Annotated in this window: 18 protein-coding genes; 4 read left to right on the forward strand and 14 right to left on the reverse strand. The window is 70.4% G+C overall.

Annotated features, from left to right (window positions below; translation table 11 throughout):
• The 6 genes from ESP51_RS05980 to ESP51_RS06005 form a co-directional block, all read right to left on the reverse strand.
• The coding region (locus tag ESP51_RS05980; RefSeq protein ID WP_129519989.1) for an alpha/beta fold hydrolase at positions 1–864 on the reverse strand (864 nt) is incomplete at its 3' end.
• On the reverse strand, positions 861–2,039 hold the full coding sequence (locus tag ESP51_RS05985; protein WP_164990430.1) for a lyase family protein: 1,179 nt from the start codon (positions 2,037–2,039) through the stop codon (positions 861–863). The genes ESP51_RS05985 and ESP51_RS05980, both read right to left, overlap by 4 nt.
• Entirely contained in the window at positions 2,032–2,607 is a 576-nt protein-coding gene (gene pcaG / locus ESP51_RS05990) for a protocatechuate 3,4-dioxygenase subunit alpha (RefSeq protein WP_129519991.1), read from the reverse strand. Before pcaG ends, ESP51_RS05985 begins: the two co-directional genes overlap by 8 nt.
• On the reverse strand, positions 2,600–3,394 hold the full coding sequence (pcaH, locus tag ESP51_RS05995) for a protocatechuate 3,4-dioxygenase subunit beta (protein ID WP_129519992.1): 795 nt from the start codon (positions 3,392–3,394) through the stop codon (positions 2,600–2,602). Before pcaH ends, pcaG begins: the two co-directional genes overlap by 8 nt.
• A gap of 8 nt (positions 3,395–3,402) precedes the next feature.
• The gene (locus ESP51_RS06000; protein WP_129519993.1) at positions 3,403–4,581 is read right to left on the reverse strand and encodes a 4-hydroxybenzoate 3-monooxygenase; all 1,179 of its coding nucleotides are present in this window, start codon (positions 4,579–4,581) and stop codon (positions 3,403–3,405) included.
• Positions 4,582–4,700: 119 nt separating this feature from the next.
• The gene (locus tag ESP51_RS06005) at positions 4,701–5,426 is read right to left on the reverse strand and encodes an IclR family transcriptional regulator (protein WP_206737224.1); all 726 of its coding nucleotides are present in this window, start codon (positions 5,424–5,426) and stop codon (positions 4,701–4,703) included.
• A gap of 197 nt (positions 5,427–5,623) precedes the next feature.
• On the opposite strand from ESP51_RS06005, the gene ESP51_RS06010 reads away from it, so the two are divergent.
• A complete protein-coding gene (locus ESP51_RS06010; protein WP_129519995.1) occupies positions 5,624–6,547 on the forward strand; it encodes an NAD-dependent epimerase/dehydratase family protein in 924 nt (307 codons plus the stop codon).
• A 1-nt stretch (position 6,548) separates the two neighbouring features.
• On the opposite strand, the gene ESP51_RS06015 is transcribed toward ESP51_RS06010, so the two are convergent.
• Together ESP51_RS06015 and ESP51_RS06020 are read right to left on the reverse strand one after the other, a co-directional pair.
• Positions 6,549–6,998 (reverse strand): hypothetical protein, encoded by a 450-nt coding sequence (locus ESP51_RS06015; RefSeq protein ID WP_129519996.1) that lies wholly within the window; start codon positions 6,996–6,998, stop codon positions 6,549–6,551.
• Between the two features lie 112 nt (positions 6,999–7,110).
• Complete coding sequence (locus ESP51_RS06020) at positions 7,111–7,944, reverse strand: serine hydrolase domain-containing protein (RefSeq protein ID WP_206737225.1); 834 nt, start codon at positions 7,942–7,944, stop codon at positions 7,111–7,113.
• A 186-nt stretch (positions 7,945–8,130) separates the two neighbouring features.
• Between ESP51_RS06020 and ESP51_RS06025 the strand changes: the two genes are divergently transcribed.
• Entirely contained in the window at positions 8,131–8,343 is a 213-nt protein-coding gene (locus ESP51_RS06025) for a hypothetical protein (RefSeq protein WP_129519998.1), read from the forward strand.
• Between the two features lie 44 nt (positions 8,344–8,387).
• On the opposite strand, the gene ESP51_RS06030 is transcribed toward ESP51_RS06025, so the two are convergent.
• From ESP51_RS06030 to ESP51_RS06040, 3 genes are all read right to left on the reverse strand, one after another.
• Entirely contained in the window at positions 8,388–9,407 is a 1,020-nt protein-coding gene (locus ESP51_RS06030) for a PHP domain-containing protein (protein ID WP_129519999.1), read from the reverse strand.
• Between the two features lie 161 nt (positions 9,408–9,568).
• A complete protein-coding gene (locus ESP51_RS06035) occupies positions 9,569–10,870 on the reverse strand; it encodes an ABC transporter permease (RefSeq protein WP_129520000.1) in 1,302 nt (433 codons plus the stop codon).
• On the reverse strand, positions 10,867–11,601 hold the full coding sequence (locus tag ESP51_RS06040; RefSeq protein WP_129520001.1) for an ABC transporter ATP-binding protein: 735 nt from the start codon (positions 11,599–11,601) through the stop codon (positions 10,867–10,869). The genes ESP51_RS06035 and ESP51_RS06040 overlap by 4 nt, the downstream gene beginning before the upstream one ends.
• A gap of 195 nt (positions 11,602–11,796) precedes the next feature.
• On the opposite strand from ESP51_RS06040, the gene ESP51_RS06045 reads away from it, so the two are divergent.
• On the forward strand, positions 11,797–13,041 hold the full coding sequence (locus ESP51_RS06045) for a sensor histidine kinase (protein WP_129520002.1): 1,245 nt from the start codon (positions 11,797–11,799) through the stop codon (positions 13,039–13,041).
• Positions 13,038–13,715, forward strand: coding sequence for a response regulator (locus ESP51_RS06050; RefSeq protein ID WP_129520003.1), 678 nt, complete (start codon positions 13,038–13,040; stop codon positions 13,713–13,715). Before ESP51_RS06045 ends, ESP51_RS06050 begins: the two co-directional genes overlap by 4 nt.
• Positions 13,716–13,737: 22 nt before the next feature.
• On the opposite strand, the gene ESP51_RS06055 is transcribed toward ESP51_RS06050, so the two are convergent.
• From ESP51_RS06055 to ESP51_RS06065, 3 genes are all read right to left on the reverse strand, one after another.
• Positions 13,738–14,409 carry a DUF2510 domain-containing protein gene (locus ESP51_RS06055; RefSeq protein ID WP_164990431.1) on the reverse strand — a complete coding sequence of 224 codons (672 nt, stop codon included), beginning with the start codon at positions 14,407–14,409 and terminating at the stop codon, positions 13,738–13,740.
• Between the two features lie 87 nt (positions 14,410–14,496).
• Complete coding sequence (locus tag ESP51_RS06060) at positions 14,497–15,549, reverse strand: cation diffusion facilitator family transporter (RefSeq protein ID WP_129520005.1); 1,053 nt, start codon at positions 15,547–15,549, stop codon at positions 14,497–14,499.
• Positions 15,546–15,920: an ArsR/SmtB family transcription factor gene (locus ESP51_RS06065; protein ID WP_129520006.1), complete on the reverse strand. Its 375-nt coding sequence runs from the start codon at positions 15,918–15,920 to the stop codon at positions 15,546–15,548. The genes ESP51_RS06060 and ESP51_RS06065 overlap by 4 nt, the downstream gene beginning before the upstream one ends.
• Positions 15,921–15,944 lie beyond the last annotated feature (24 nt).

Genomic DNA, 15,944 nt, shown 5'->3' on the forward strand with positions numbered 1-15,944 from the left:
CTCAGCCCGCCCGGCGCCGCCTGCGTCGGTGTCGGCGACCCCGCTGCCGGCTCCCTCGCCGCCGGCTCCCCCGCTGCCGCGGATGAGGTCGACGAGCGCCGCGGCCGACTCGACCGGCTTCTCGAGCGGGGCGAGATGGGCTGCGCCGGCGATCTCGGCGAACCGGGCGTCGGGCAGCGCCTCGGCGAAGGCCCGCATCGATCCGGAGGTCGTGACGAGGTCGCGCTCGCCGGCCGCGATCAGGGCGGGCAGGTGGATGCCGCCGAGCGACGCCGTGCGGTCGAAGCCGCCGAGCGCCTCGGCGCAGAGCGCGTACGACTCGTCGTCGACGTCGACGAGTGCCGTGAGTCCGCGAGCTCCCGGCCCGTCGGGGAACGCCTCGAGATACCCCGGTGCGTACCAGCGTGCAGCACTTCCCGTCACGAGTGAGGCGGTTCCCGAAGCGCGCACCTGCGTGGCGCGCTCGCTCCACGCCGCCGTATCGCCGATGCGTGATCCGCTGCAGAACGCGGCGAGGCTGAGCACCCGATCGGGATGCCCCGCGGCCAGTTCGAGGGCGATCGTGCCGCCGAGCGAGAGCCCGGCGACGTGGAAGCGTCCGCCGCCGGTCTCGTCGACGAGCCGGAGCGTCGCCTCGGCGAGCTCGGCGATCGTGAACGGCTCGCGCGTGGCGTGACTGGCGCCGTGGCCGGGGAGGTCGACGCGCAGGATTCGCAGGTCGGGCAGCGCCGCCGAGACAGGGGCGATGACACCGCCCCATACGGCCGTCGTCGTGCCGAGCGACGGCAGCAGCACGAGCAGTCCGCTCGCGGTGGCGTCGGGAGACGCGGGCGTGATCGAGCCGATGAGGCGGGGGATCGTCATGACGCGTCCTTCGGGGTCAGCGATCGGAACCGCTCCGTGGCGGCGGCGACGATGCGGGCGGATGCCGCGAGCGTCGGCGCGGGGTGGTTCTCGAGGTGCGCGCTCATCGCCGCGTTCCGGGCGACAGCGTCACGGTCGATCGTGAGGCCCCCGGCGAGGCCTGCCGCAGCAGCGGCACTCTCGAGCGCGAGCCGCACGAGCCCGCGCAGCGCCTGCCACTCGGCGTGCCACTCGCCGGGCGGGCGGGCATCCTGTGAGACGGATGCCGCGTGCACGGTCGCGATGAGCCCGGGCGCGCGCAGCCCGTTCGCCGTGAGGAGCACCGCGTCGACGGGATTGCGCTTGTGCGGCATCGCCGAGGAGCCGCCCGTGGACGCGAGCGCGACCTCACCGATCTCGGTGCGCGCGAGGAACGCGACCTCGCGACCGATCCGGCCGAGTGTCGTGGCGACGAGCGCGGCCGTGCCCGCGATGCGCAGGATCGGCGAGCGCTCGGTGTGCCACGCTCGACCGGGGTCGGCGAGGCCGAGCTCCGCGGCGAGCGCGGCACGCAGTTCGGCGGCGGCGCCAGCCCGGCCTGCGATGCGGTCGAACGCGGCGCCCGTGCCGACCGCTCCGCCGAGTTGCACGGGGAAGACCGTGCCGTCGACGGCCTCGATGGCCGAGCTCACGCCGTCGAGCCAGCCGGCGACGCTGACGCCGATCGTGGTCGGCTCCGCGTGCTGCCCGAGCGTGCGGGCGATCGATCCGGTGTCGCGCTCCTGCGCGGCGAGCGCGACGAGCGCCGCACCGGCAATGACGAGGTGCCCGCGGGCTTCGGCGAGCGCCGCGCGGGCGACGAGCACGAGGGCCGAGTCGAGGATGTCCTGGCTCGTCGCCCCGGCGTGCACGCGATCGCCCGCGCCCTCACCGATCGCCTCGGCTTGAGCGCGCAACTGCTCGACGAGCGCGATGACCGGCACTCCACCCGACCTCGCGCCCGCGAGCAGCGCCTCGCGATCGAGCGCACCGGCGTCGAGCGCAGCGGCGACGGCCGAGAGGTTGTCGCCGAGCACGTCGCCCCACGCGCGAACCAGCCCGCGTTCGACCTCGACGAGCGCCGCGAGCACCGCGTCGTCGGACGTCGCCGAGGCCGCGGCGCCGAGCGGTTCGAGCAGTCCCCAGTCGTCAGCCATCGGTCTCCGCATCGAAATCGAGGAAGACGGTCTCGCCGTCGCCCTGCAGCCTGATGTCGAAACGGTAGCTCGCTTCGCCGTCGGCCTGCGCGATGAGGGTCGAACGCCGCGCCGGATCCACGTCGCCGAGCAGGCGGTCACGGTCGTTGCGATCGGGCTCGTCATCGAAGTATGCCCGCGTGAAGAGGTGGTACATGAGTCCGCGGGCGAACACCGTGACGAGCAGGTAGGGCGCGGCATCCGTGCGCGTCGGCCCCGGCTTGATCGTCGTGAAGGAGTAGTGCCCGTCGCGATCGACCGCCGCGCGGCCGAAGCCCGTGACGACGTGGCCGTCGCGGGCGAAGCTGCCTCGTTCGGCGATGATGCCGCCCGCGGCATCCGCGCCCCAGATCTCGATCACGGCGTCGGGGATGCCGTGGCCCGCGCCGTCGAACACGGTGCCGTGGAACCGGATGGCCGACGGATGCCACGGCGACGCGACCTCGGCGCCGCCCTCGTACGGCAGCGCGTAGCCGAAGAACGGCCCGACGGTCTGCGACGGGGACTGGCGGAACGGGGTCTCAGGCATGATCGGCATCCTCCGGTTCCATCCACGTCGAGCGGGGACCGGTGAGCACGACGTCCCAGCGGTAGCCGATCGCCCACTCCGGCTCGCTCACGTCGTGATCGTAGGCGGCGACGAGCCGGGCCCGGGCGGCCGGGTCGACGATGGACTGGTAGATCGGATCGAGCCCGAACAGCGGGTCGCCCGGGAAGTACATCTGCGTGACGAGCCGCTGCGTGAAGGCCGATCCGAAGAACGAGAAGTGGATGTGCGCGGGCCGCCAGGCATTGCGGTGGTTCTTCCACGGATACGCGCCGGGCTTGATCGTCGTGAGCCGGTAGCTGCCGTCGTCGCCCGTGATGAGGCGGCCGACACCCGTGAAGTTGGGGTCGAGCGGAGCGGGATGCTGGTCGCGCTTGTGCACGTACCGCCCTGAGGCGTTCGCCTGCCAGATCTCGACGAGCTGGTTGCGCACCGGGCGGCCCTCGCCGTCGAGTACCCGGCCGGTCACGATGATCCGCTCGCCGAGCGGCTCCCCCGAGTGCTGGATCGTGAGGTCGCTCTCCTCGGCCGCGACATCCGTGTGACCGAACGCCGGCGAGGCGAGCTCGATCTCCTCGGGGTCGGCCCGGACGAGCTCATGGGTCGGATGCCGCAGCGCCGAGCTGCGGTACGGCAGGAAGTCGCGCGGCGGATGCACCGGGAGCGGGCGGCGCGTGGCATCCGCTCGCTCACGGTACGCCTCGTGGATCGCCGAGATCTCGGCGGAGATCGTCTCCTGCGTCAGGACCGGCGGCTGGTCGGTGCTCATCTTGCTCCTCAGAAGGGAAGGCCGGCGTATTGCTCGGCGAGGCTCTGGCGGGCGGCGACGGACTCGGTGACGTACTCGAGCTGACCGACCTGGCTGCGATAGCGGAATGCGCGGGCCGAGGCATCGGGAACCTCGCGGTGCACGTGCAGCATCTCGGTCATCCACTGCGAGAAGTGCTGCACCTTCCACTGCCGCGACAGCGCCCGGTCGCTGTACCCGGCGAGCGGGGCGTCGTCGCCCGCACGATGCTCGAGAATGGCGCGACCGAGCAGGGCGACGTCGGCGATCGCGGAGTTCAGCCCCTTCGCGCCCGTCGGCGGCACGATATGGCCGGCGTCGCCGACGAGGAAGAGGCGACCGCTCGCGAGGGTCGAGGTGACGAACGAGCGCATCGGCGTGATCGACTTCTCGGTGATCGCGCCCTCGGTCAGGGTCCAGCCGGGCACGCCGAGCCGGGTCTGCAGGGCCTCCCAGATGCGCGCGTCGCTCCAGTCGTCGATCGACTCGTCGGGGTCGACCTGCAGGTACAGGCGCGACACCTGCAGCGAACGCATCGAGTGCATCGCGAACCCGTCGGGGTGCAGCGCGTAGATGAGGTCGTCGGTCGACGGCGGCACGTCGGCCAGGATGCCGAGCCAGCCGAACGGGTAGCCGCGCTCGAGCACGTGCAGCTGGGCGGCCGGAATGCTCGGCCGGCAAACGCCGTGGTAGCCGTCGGCGCCGACGATGAACTCGCAGTGCAGCTCGTGCACGACGCCCTCATGGGTGTAGACGACCACTGGATCGCCGCCGTCGAAGCCGTGCGGAGCGGCATCCGCTGCCTCGAAGACGATCGTCGAGCCGATCCGCTCGTGCTCGGCGAGCATGTCGGTGACGAGCGCCTGCTGGCCGTAGACCGTCACCGTGCGCCCGACGAGCTCGCGGAAGTCGATGTGGCGCCGCTCCCCCTCGTACTGCAGGTAGATGCCGCCGTGCTCGAGGCCGCGGGCGCGGAGGTTCGCGTCGAGGCCGAGTTCGGTGACGATGTCGACGCTGCCCTGTTCGAGCACGCCCGCGCGGATGCGGCCGAGCACGTACTCACGGGACTGGCGCTCGAGGATGACGAACGGGACACCCGCCTGGTGCAGGATGTGCCCGAGGAGGAGCCCGGCGGGTCCGGCTCCGATGATCGCCACGCTCGTCTGCACGCACGCCGCCTCTCACGTCGATGGGATGGTGGTCCCATCGTCACGCCGAGGCGGAGCCAGCGGAGGCCTGCTTCCACTCAGTGGAAGGATTGGCGGTCGGTGTCGGGACAGGGGGCGGATCAGGGTCGCCAGCCGAGCGCGGCCGAGATGCCGCGGGCGGCCATGCGCACGCCGAGCGCGAACTGCGGCTCGGCGAGACGTTCGACGTGCGCGATGATCGACACCGCGGCGACGACGGCCCCGGTCGCATCCCGCACGGGCGCCGCCACCGAGAATGCGCCGCGGGTCAGCGCCTCGACCGAGGTCGAGAGGCCCGTCGCACGGATGCCGGCGAGCCGTGCGCGCAGCTCCGGCTCCGTCGTGAGTGTGTTCGGCAGGTACTTGCGCGGTCCGGCTGCGAGCACCTCATCGAAGACGTCGGGCGTGGAGTAGGCGAGCAGCACGAGCCCCACTCCGGTGGCGTGCAACGGCAACCGCGAACCGACATCCGAGATCACCGGAACCGCGTCGGCGCCTGAGAGGCGCTCGAGGTAGATCGCTCCGAGCCCGTCGCGCACGGCGAGGTGCACATGCTCGCGCGTCGCATCGAGCAGGTCCTCGAGGTAGGGACGCGCGATTGCGCGCAACCGTCGCGCCGTCGGTTGGCGCACGCCGAGACGCCAGAGCTTCAGGCCGACTCGATAGCGTCCGTCGTCGCCACGTGCGAGCCCGCCCCACTCGACCCACTCGGCCAGCAGTCGGTGCGCCGTCGACAGCGGCAGCCCGGCGCGGGCCGCCACCTCGCTGAGCGTCAGCTCGTCACCGCCCTGGAACGCATCGGCGATGGCGAACAGCTTGTCCGCCACGCTCCGGTCATCCCGCGCGCCACCCGCCATGCGCTCAGCCTAGGCGTGCCGGGTCACGACGGCGGAGCGGGCGATCGCTCCCGGCATCGCAGTCGACGCTCCCGGCATCGCAGTTGACGGGGAAGCCGGCCGGGACGAGTCTGATTGAGACGGGTTCGCCGCTCCGCCGTCACGTCACCCGACGAAGGGACCGCGCAATGAAGGTCATCGTTGCCGGTGCGACCGGCACGCTCGGCGTGCCGGTCGTGAAGCAGCTCATCGAGGCGGGGCATGCCGTCGCCGGAATCACCAGGTCGGGCAACGGCGCAGAGCGCCTCAGGCAGCTCGGTGCGACCCCGATCCTGGCCGACGCGATGGATCGCACCGGCCTGCTCCGAGCCGTCGCGGGCGAGCAGGCGGATGCGGTCCTTCATGAGCTCACGGCGTTGAAGAAGCCGCCCCTCGGCCACAGCGGGATGGCCGAGACCGACGCACTCCGGGTGCAGGGCACGAAGAACCTCCTCGAGGTCGCTCAGCACGTGGGCGCCCGCCGATTCCTGACCCAGTCGATCGTGTTCGGCTACGGCTATCGCGATCACGGCGAGCACGTGCTGACCGAGGACTCACCGTTCGGCCAGACCGACGGGAGCCGGTTCGACGCCCATGTCGACGCGATGGTCTCGACCGAACAGCAGGCCTTCCACGCCGAGGGCATCGAGGGCATCTCGCTCCGATACGGCATCCTCTACGGGGAGGATGCCGACACAGTCGTACGGATGCTTCGCAAGCGGGCCCTCCCGGTCGCTCGCCACGGTGGGCGAATCCCCTTCGTGCATCACCTGGATGCCGCATCCGCCACCGTCGCCGCCCTCGAGCGCGGCGTGGCCGGGCAGGCCTACAACATCGTGGACGACACGCCCGCGACCTTCCGCGAACTCATCACGCGCATCGCCGAGGCGCGGCACGCACCGAAGCCCTTGGTGCTCCCGGGATGGCTGCTGAAGCTCGTGGCCCCCTACGGCGGCATGGTTCTCGCCGACGTGTCGATGCGGGTCTCCAACGCGAAGGCCAAGCGGGAACTCGCCTGGGCGCCTCGGTATCCGTCCTTCCGGGAGGGAGTCCGCTCTGGCGTCGAGCGATAGTTCAGTCGTTCTCCCCCTCGCCCTTCTTGTCCTCCTCGCCCTTCTTCTCGTCGTCGCCCTTGTTGTCGTCGTTTCCCTGCTGTTCCTGGAGTTGAGCGATCTGCTCCTGCAAGCGCGCCTGTTCCTCGAGCAGTCGTTGCTGCTCCGCAGCATCGGCGGCAGCGGCCATCGCCGCGTCGATGTCCTGGCGCACCAGCTCCATCGCGAGGGCGATGGTGTCGAATCGCTCATCGCTGACTCTGCCCGCTGCACGCGCGTCGGCGAGTTCGACTGCCATGGCATCGAGACCGGTCAGCGCCGCCTGCCAGTCGCCTGCTGCGCTGGCCTCCGCAACCGCAACCAGGTGCTCCCTCAGGTCGCCCTTCGTGGCCTCGTCGTATCCCGGAGCGCACGAGGACAATATGAGCGTCGCGATGACTGCGACAGCCGCGGCGAGAATGCGCGGTCGCATGATGAATCCCCTTTGCCTCACGATCACGGTAGTCGACCTGCGGCCGGGACTCCTCGGGTTGACAACCCGATGGGCTGGGCTCTCGACGGTCAACTCGCGTGCAGGCGCAAGATCACGACAGCGGCGGAGGGGAGAACGGATGCCCCAGCGCCTCCGAGATCGCAACGAAGATGCGCGTCGCCGGCGCCATGCAGTCGAGCTCCTTCGGGTTGTCGGGAAGGGTCTTGCTCACCGCGCAGTCACCGGTCGGGACGTCGCTGTTCACGGTCGTGATGACGGTCGTGTCGCTCGTGGTGTCGTAGAAGACGCTCGTGTTGAACCCGGGGAGCTCACCGGTGTGCCCGACCCATCCGTCGACGCAGCCCATGGCGAGCCCGTATCCCAGCTCGCCGGGGAACGAGGTGAGACGGATGACGCTCTCCTCCGTATCGAGGATGCCCTGGCCCGTGCCGAGCGCTCGACCCCACACGAGGAGGTCATCGACGGTCGAGATCATCTGTCCGGCCGTCCAGCCGAAGGTCGGGCTCCAGTCCGTGGCATCGAGCGGCTCGAAGGAGTCATCTGGTGTGCCCTGCAGCGTGAACCCGCGCGGGTGCGGGTCGGGGATCTCGTCGCCGGCCGGGAACGACGTGTGCGTCAGCTGGAGCGGCTCGAGGATCTGCTGGTCGAGCACCTCGGTGAACGGCCGGCCGGTCACCTCCTCGATGACCTTGCCAAGCAGGACCGTGTTCGTGTTGGAGTACTCGAACCGTTCGCCGGGCTCGAAGTTCGGCGGCTGGCCGAGACCCGCTTCGAGCAACTCATCGGGAGTCCAGACCGTCGTGGGCTCGGTGAGGTAGGTGTCCAGCCAGGCCTCGTCGAACGTGTAGCTCGCCACCCCGCTCGTCATGTCGGTCAGCATCCGAATGGTCACCTTGTCGCCGTTCGGCACGCCGTCGGACGACATCCCCATATGAAGGCCCCGTGTTCGAATCGGCGGACTCGCGCGCGACCAATGCTCCTCCCCGCGGCGCGCGCTGACAAGATCGGTCGTCACCCCAGTTGTGGGTTATGGAACCCGCCTGTCAAGGGGCGGCGGGCCCACCGCAACCCATGCGACGCTGGGCGGATGAATGAGCAGGATGATGGGCGGATGAACGAGCAGGACGCCCCGATCGAAGCCGGTGCCGACGACGCGACCCTCGTCGAGAAGCTCGAGGGCATCGCCGAGCAGATCCGCGGCGACGCCGGACTCGGCGAGGTCGATGATGTTCGCGCGATGGTGCGCCAGCGCCTCGAGGAGGCGAACCTGCCCACCGACGAGGCCACGGTCGACGCGGTGGTGGATGCCGTGGGCTTCAGCTAGCCCGCCACCGACTGCAGCGGATCACGGATGCCGTGAGCGGCCGATCAGCGCCGGGCGCGCGCCCATTCGACGAGGCGATCGGCGGGCCACGTCGTGACGATGCGCTCGGCGGGCACGCCGTTCGCCTCGGCGCGCGCGGCGCCGAGATCGAGGAAGCCGAAATGCCCCGGCGCGTGCGCGTCGCTGTCGATGCTGAAGAGGCATCCGGCGTCGAGCGCGAGTTGGATGAGTTCGTCGGGCGGATCCTGGCGCTCGGGGCGCGAATTGATCTCGACGGCGACCCCGTGCTCGGCGCAGGCCGCGAAGACCGCGGGTGCATCGAACGTCGACTGGGGGCGGGTGCCACGAGAGCCCTCGACGAGTCGGCCCGTGCAGTGGCCGAGCACGTTCATGTACGGGTGCTCGATCGCGCGCAGCATCCGTGCCGTCATCTCGCGTGACTCCATGCGCAGCTTCGAGTGCACGCTCGCGACCACCAGATCGAGCCGGTCGAGCATGTCGGTGGTCTGGTCGAGCGCGCCGTCGAGCAGGATGTCGACCTCGATGCCGGGCAGCAGGCGGATGCCGTCGAGCTTCTCGTTGAGCTCGTCGAGCACCTGCAGCTGCTCGATGAGGCGCTCGGAGCTGAGCCCGTTCGCGACCCTGAGGCTCGGCGAGTGGTCGGAGACGACGAGGTACTCGAGCCCCGCTTGCCGCGCCGCCCGCCCCATCACCTCGATGCGGGTGGTGCCGTCGGACCACTCGCTGTGGCTGTGCAGGTCGCCCTTCAGCAGCGATCGAAGACCCGTGGCCCGCTCCGCAGTGGCCGCCCCGCTGCGCGCCCGGAGCTCGACGAGGTAGCTCGGCACCTGGCCGTCGACCGCCTCGGCGATGACCGTGTAGGTGGTGTCACCGATGCCCTTGGTGCGCTTCAGCCGGCCGTCGGCGACGCGAGCCGCGAGTTCGTCGGGAGAGAACTCACCGATGACGTCGGCGGCCCGCCGGAACGCCTTCGACTTGAACGACGATGCGCGATCCCGCTCGAGCAGGAAGGCGATCTCCTCGAGCGCGGCGACGGGGTCCATCCCCTCATTGTCGTGGTCACGCCGGGAAAGCGCACGCGCCTCCTTCGCCACGACCCTTCACCGGCGAACGACCACTTGCGACCGTCCTCCACCGGGCAACAGGTCGTGGCGCGGCACGGCGACGACCGCGGGAACACGTGGGCTCCCGCGGTCGTGTCGTGTCACTCGTAGCGCAGCGACTCCACCGGATCGGCTCGCGCCGCCCGGATCGCGGGAATCGTGCCCGCGAGGAAGGCCACGCCCATGACGACCGCGATGATCACGGCGATCGACACGGGGTCGAACGCGATGAGCGTGAGCCCGGGCAGGTCGGCAAGGAGGGCTCCACCGAGCGCCGAGCTGATGCCCGTGCCGGCGAGAATGCCGAGGCCCGCCCCGATCGCGCTGCCGAGGAATCCGATGAACACGGCCTCGAGGCTGAACAGCCCGAAGACCTTGCCGCTGCCCATGCCCATCGCCTTCATGAGGCCGATCTCGCGCGTTCGCTCCTGCACCGACATGAGCAGGGTGTTCACGATGCCGAAGCTCGCGGCGAGCAGGGCGATGATCGCGAACGCGTTCAGTACGAGCACGATCCCGTCGATGACGGCCTTGAACGTGCCGAGCTGCTGGGCGACGGTCGTCGAGTCGTACCCCTCGTCGGTGAGGCGGTCCTGCAGTGCCGTCACCTCGTCGGCCGGCGACGCGGGGTCGAACCATACGGTCGCCTGGGCATACGAGTCGAGCTCGCTCGCGTCGAGCCCCGTCGATTGCGCGTCGAAGAGCGCGTCGTTCAGGGCGTCGTTCGGCACCGCGGAGGCGCTCGTGCCGAGGCTGGCCTCCGAGACGCCGACGATCGTGGCCTCGAGCTCGTGCTGCGTGCGCTCGGCGTCGGTCACGGCGAGCGTGACGGGTTCGCCGATCGCGGCATCCGCATCGGCGAAGCCCAGGTCCTCGAGGTAGGCGTCGGGGATGACGACCTCGAAGTCGGATGCCGCGGCATCCGGCTGCTCCCCCGCAGCGAGCTGCAACTGCATGCCGGCCACGAAGCCGCCGATGCCGATCTCGTACTTCGTGCCCCCGTCGTGGACGAGGTAGTCGGCGTCGACGGACTTCACGGGCTGCGCGCGAACGACGCCGTCGATGCCGGCGAGCTCGTCGATGTCGGCCGAGCTGATCGGGGCGACGACGCTCGTCGTGCCGGGAGGGCCCTCCTGTGCACCTGCGATCGCGTCGGGGTCGTACTCACGCGGGCCGTCGCCGTCATCCGCGGCATTCTCGGCGACCTTCGTGACCGTCATGACATCGTCGGCGCCCATGGCGGCCACCGTGTCGTCGATGTACCGGTTGATGCCGGTCCCCAGGCCGTTCGTGATCGTGAGGGTGAAGGCACCGACGAAGATCGCGAGGATGGTGAGGATCGTGCGCGTCTTGCTGCGGAACGTGTTGCCGACGGCTGAGCCGACGAGGTCGACGGACTTCATGCTGCACGCTCCTCTGCCGTCGCCGTCGCCGGTGTTGCGGTAGCTGCCTCGACCACGTCGACGATAAGGCCGTCGCGGATGTGCACGCGACGATCGCACCTCGCGGCGAGTTCCTCGTCGTGCGTGACGATGATCAGCGTGATGCCGTGCTCGCGGTTCAGGTCGAAGAGGATGTCCTCGACGACGGCGCCCGTGGCGGTGTCGAGGTTGCCGGTGGGCTCGTCGGCGAAGATCACCCGAGGCGTGTTCACGAGCGCCCGGGCGATGACCGAGCGCTGCTTCTGCCCGCCAGAGAGGTTCACGGCCTTGTTCTTCGCCTTGTCGGCGAGTTCGAGCTGCTCGAGCGCGGCGAGGGCGCGACGCTTGCGTTCGCTGCGGCCGACGCCGGCGATCTTCAACGGCAGCATGACGTTCTCGAGCACTGAGGCGTTCGCCGTCAGGAAGAACTGCTGGAAGACGAAGCCGAACGTCTTGTTGCGGGTGCGGTTCAACGCCGTGCCGGTGAGCGAGCGGGTGTCGTGACCCGCGAGTTCGACCGTACCGGAGGTCGGCTGGTCGAGCAGTGCCAGCACGTGCATGAGCGTGGACTTGCCCGAGCCGCTCTTGCCGATGATCGCGATGCTCTCGCCCTCGCGGATGTCGAGGCTCACCCCCTTCAGCGCGTCGAACTTGTTGGCACCGCGACCGTACGACTTGCGTACGTCTCGGGCCGAGAGGATCGGGGTGGTCATGGTGGGGTCTCCCTGTCTTGGGGTGTTGGGGTCTGGGTGGAGCTCCGGGGTGGAGCTTGGGTGCAGCTCAAGACTCGCCGGGCGGCCCGCCCGCCACATCCACCCGGCGTCGACACTTCGCATACCGCGGTCGCGGTACGACGGATGCCGCGCCGGGCTGATGCGCCGAACCGTGATCGGGGCCAAGCTGGGTGCATGACCTCGCCGACCCCTGTGCCCGTCGGCCTCTTCGCGCGGCGCATGCCCGCCTGGATCGGTGACCTCCTCGCGGTCGTGTTCGTGCTCGGCGGTGCGCTCGCGCCGTATCCCGGGTCGCCCATGCAGACCGGGAACCTGGTCGGCCTGATCGCCGGCGTGGCGGGCGCCCTCGCGATGCCGTTGCGGCGCCGCTGGCCGATTCCCGTGCTCGCGGCGTGCATCGCGCTCTTCGGCGTGGTCGCGTTCTCGGGCGCGGGCGCTGCGGGTCTCGTGGTCGCGAGCGCCATCGCGATGTTCGCGGTCGCCGTGCGGAACGATCGGCGCACGACCGTCATCGTCGCCGCCGGCACGGTCGTGGCGGTCGTCGGCCTCAGCCTGTTGAGCACGATCTTCGGCTACTTCGACCCGCGCGACCTCCAGTTCGCGTTGACCATCGCCTTCGCCGCAGCGGCCGGCGACGCCGCGAGGTCGCACCACGCCTACATCGAGGCGATCACCGAGCGCGCCATACGCGCCGAGGAGACCCGCGAATCCGAGGCGCGGCGTCGCGTGGCCGAGGATCGCCTCCGCATCGCGCGCGACCTGCACGACACCGTCGCCCACCAGATCTCGGTCATCAGCCTGAATGCCGGCGTCGCGTCCTCGTCACTCGAGTCGCGGCCCGAGACGGCGCGTGACGCGCTCGCGACCATCCGCTCCGCCTCGCGCACCGTGCTCGGCGAGATCGGCGATCTGCTCGAACTGCTCCGCGCCGAGTCCGACGACGCGCCGGGCACCGCCCCCCAGCCGGGGCTCGACCGCCTCGATGAGCTCATCGGCCGGTTCGCGGAGTCGGGTCTCGACGTCACGGTGCGAGTCGAGGGCGACGTCGGGCGACTGCCCGAGGCCGTCGACCGGGTGGCGTACCGCGTGATCCAAGAGGCGCTCACGAACGCGCACAAGCACGGCAGCGAGCATCGCGCACACTTGCTCGTCGAGGTGGCGACGGATGCCGCGCGCCTCGTCGTGACGAACCCGATCAGCAGCGCGCCGGTGTCACGCGACGAGCGGCGCACCCCCGACGACCGGGGCGGACATGGGTTGCTCGGCGTCCGGGAACGCGTGGCGAGCGTGCGCGGCACGGTCGAGAGCGGGCCCGAGGGGATGGTCTACCGGCTGGCGGCGACCCTGCCGATCCCCACCGACGGCGACGCGAGCCCGCGGCATCCGTCGCCCGATGCTCGAGGGGAGCGACTCCGATGACGTCGGTGCTCATCGTCGACGACCAGGCGCTCATCCGCACGGCGCTGCGCGAGTTGCTCGGGCACGAACCCGGCATCACCGTCGCGGGCGAAGCCGTGCACGGCCGCGAGGCCGTCGCGCTCGCGTCGTCGCTGCGCCCCGACGTGGTGCTCATGGACATCCGCATGCCCGAGATGGACGGCATCGAGGCCACCGCGGCGATCTGCGCCGATCCCGCGCTCGCCGAGGTGCGCGTGCTCATCCTCACGACGTTCGAGGAGGACGAGCATCTCGTCGCGGCGCTGCGCGCCGGCGCGAGCGGCTTCATCGGCAAGGGCGCCGAGCCCGAGGAGATCGTGCGCGCCGTGCGCTCGGTGCACGCGGGCGATGCACTGCTCTCACCGGCGGCGACGCGCAGCCTCATCACCCGTTACGTGCTTCCGGGCACGGATGCCGCGCACACGGCGAGCCCGCCGCCGACCGAACTCGAGCAGCTCACCGAGCGCGAGCGCGAGGTGTTCCTCCTCGTCGCGCGCGGCCGGTCGAACCAGGAGATCGCGACCGAGCTGTTCATCTCGCCCGCGACGGCCAAGACGCACGTGAACCGCGTGATGTCGAAGCTGCACGCCCACGATCGCGCGCAGCTCGTGATCATCGCCTACGAGAGCGGACTGCAGCAGCCCGGCTCGGCGTGAGGCTAGATGGCGGGCGTAAAGGCTAGATGGCGGGGTACGACTCCATCGTCGTGCTCATGAAGTTGGCGATGATGGCGAAGAACCACACCATGAGGCCGACGAAGCCCGCCGCATAGAGGGTGATCGCGACCCAGATGGGCGCCGTGCCATACCCCGCCTGGCGCTTCACGACCACCGAGCGCCCGATGACGTAGATGAGCGGCATCAGGAACGTCCATGCCCAATGGAACTGCTTGGCGTACCCCAGCCTCCTGAGCGCGACCATGTCGAGGTAGGCGAACCAGACCAGCACCCCGTACGTGAGCCAGCCGAGCGCCGTGGTCGCGAGGTACATCGGGTCGAGGTACATGCGCGCCTGCGCCATGGGATCCGTCGTCATCGACTGCAGCAGGTAGCTCTCGAAGTCCCAGAAGAACAACGGGATGTACGGCAGGATCGGCAGCACCACGATGAGCCAGATCCACACGGTGTCGACGGGCGTGCCCTCAGCGACGCGGGCGGCGGTCGCGCTTCCGTAGGGCGCATACTGCGCTTGCGCCTGCGGCACACGCCCGTACGACGCGTACTGCGCTTGCGGCGGCGGCGACAACGGTGTCGCGTACTCCGTCCATCGCGTGCCGTCCCACCACCGCTGGCCGTCGGTGCCGTTCGGTTCGGGATACCAGCCGGCGGGTGCTGTGTGGAGATCGCTCATGCATTCCTCCTGTGGGGGTCGGAGCAATGGTAGGGGCGCCGCCATCCATGCGCCAGTGACGCGATCGGGGGGTGACGACCGCCGCCGTCAGGGCGAGCTGCTCGCGCGAACCGCGAACGCGTCGACCTTGGGAAGGGCCTGGCGAACGCGCGCCTCGGCGTCGGCCGAGATGGCCTCCGCCTCGCGGAACGACGGCTCGCCGTCGATGACGACGACGGCGTCTCCGGTGAGGCGGTGGCCGCTCCAGCGCAACCGAACGTGGCCGACGCCGGCCAGACCCGGAGTGTGGCCGAGCGCGTGCTCGGCGCGCTCGATCAGCTCGGGCTCGATGCCGTCCATGAGCCGGCGGCCGACGCTCCGCACGGTGCCCCACAGGAGCATGAGGATCGCCGCGGCGATCACGAGTCCCACGATGGGGTCGGCGAGCGGGAAGCCGAGCGCGACGCCGATTGCGCCGACCACGACCGCGAGGGAGGTGAAGCCGTCGGTGCGGGCGTGCACGCCGTCGGCGACGAGCGCGGCCGAGCCGATGCGGCGCCCCACCCGGATGCGGTAGATCGCGACAGCCTCGTTGCCGACGAAGCCGATGAACCCCGCGGCGATGAGCCACCCGAGGTGCTCGATCGGCTGCGGATTCAGCAGGCGGTCGATCGACTGCCAGGCGGCGACGATCGCGGATGCCGCCACGACACCGACGATGAACAGGCCGGCGAGATCCTCGGCGCGACCGTAGCCGTAGGGATACCCGCGCGAGGCGGCGCGCCGGCCGAACACGAACGCCACCCACAGCGGCACTGCCGTGAGGGCGTCGGAGAAGTTGTGCACCGTGTCGGCAAGCAGTGCGACCGAGCTGCTGACGAAGACCACCGCGAGCTGCAGGAGCGTCGTGGCGAGCAGCACGAAGAGGCTCACCTTCAGCGCGCGGATGCCGGCGGTGCTCGCCTCGAGCGCGTCGTCGACGGAGTCGGCCGCATCGTGCGTGTGCGGCACGAAGAGCTCACGGAGGAATCCGCGGATGCCGCCCGGGTGGTCGTGATGGACGTGGTCGTCGTGCACATGGTCGTGCCTATGTTCGTGGCCGCGATCGTTGTCGTGCCCGTGCTCGCGCGCGTGCGCTCGAGCGCTCGAGGCATCCGTCATGCCGACTCCCCCGCCGCCGCCTCGGCATGGTGGTGCCGCGGGGTGCCGCCGAGCGAATGCTCCGCCTGGAAGATCGCGTCGGCCACGAGTTGCCGGGCGTGCTCGTTCTCGAGCCGGTAGAACACCTTGGTGCCCTCGTGCCGCGTCGCCACGATGCGCGCGAGGCGGAGCTTCGCGAGGTGCTGCGAGACGGCCGTGGGCGCCTTGTCGACGAGGTCGGCGAGCAGGTTCACCGAGAGCTCGCCGTGGTCGCGCAGCGCGAGGATGATGCGGATACGAGTGGCGTCGGCGAGCATCGAGAACACTTCGACGGCGAGCTCGACGTACTGGCTGTCGGGCGCTCGGCCACATACCTGCATATCTGCATCCATACGCAGATTATGCCTCAGCGCAGC

It is taken from the genome of Agromyces albus, assembly GCF_004134825.1.
GTDB classification, from domain to species: Bacteria; Actinomycetota; Actinomycetes; order Actinomycetales; family Microbacteriaceae; genus Agromyces; species Agromyces albus.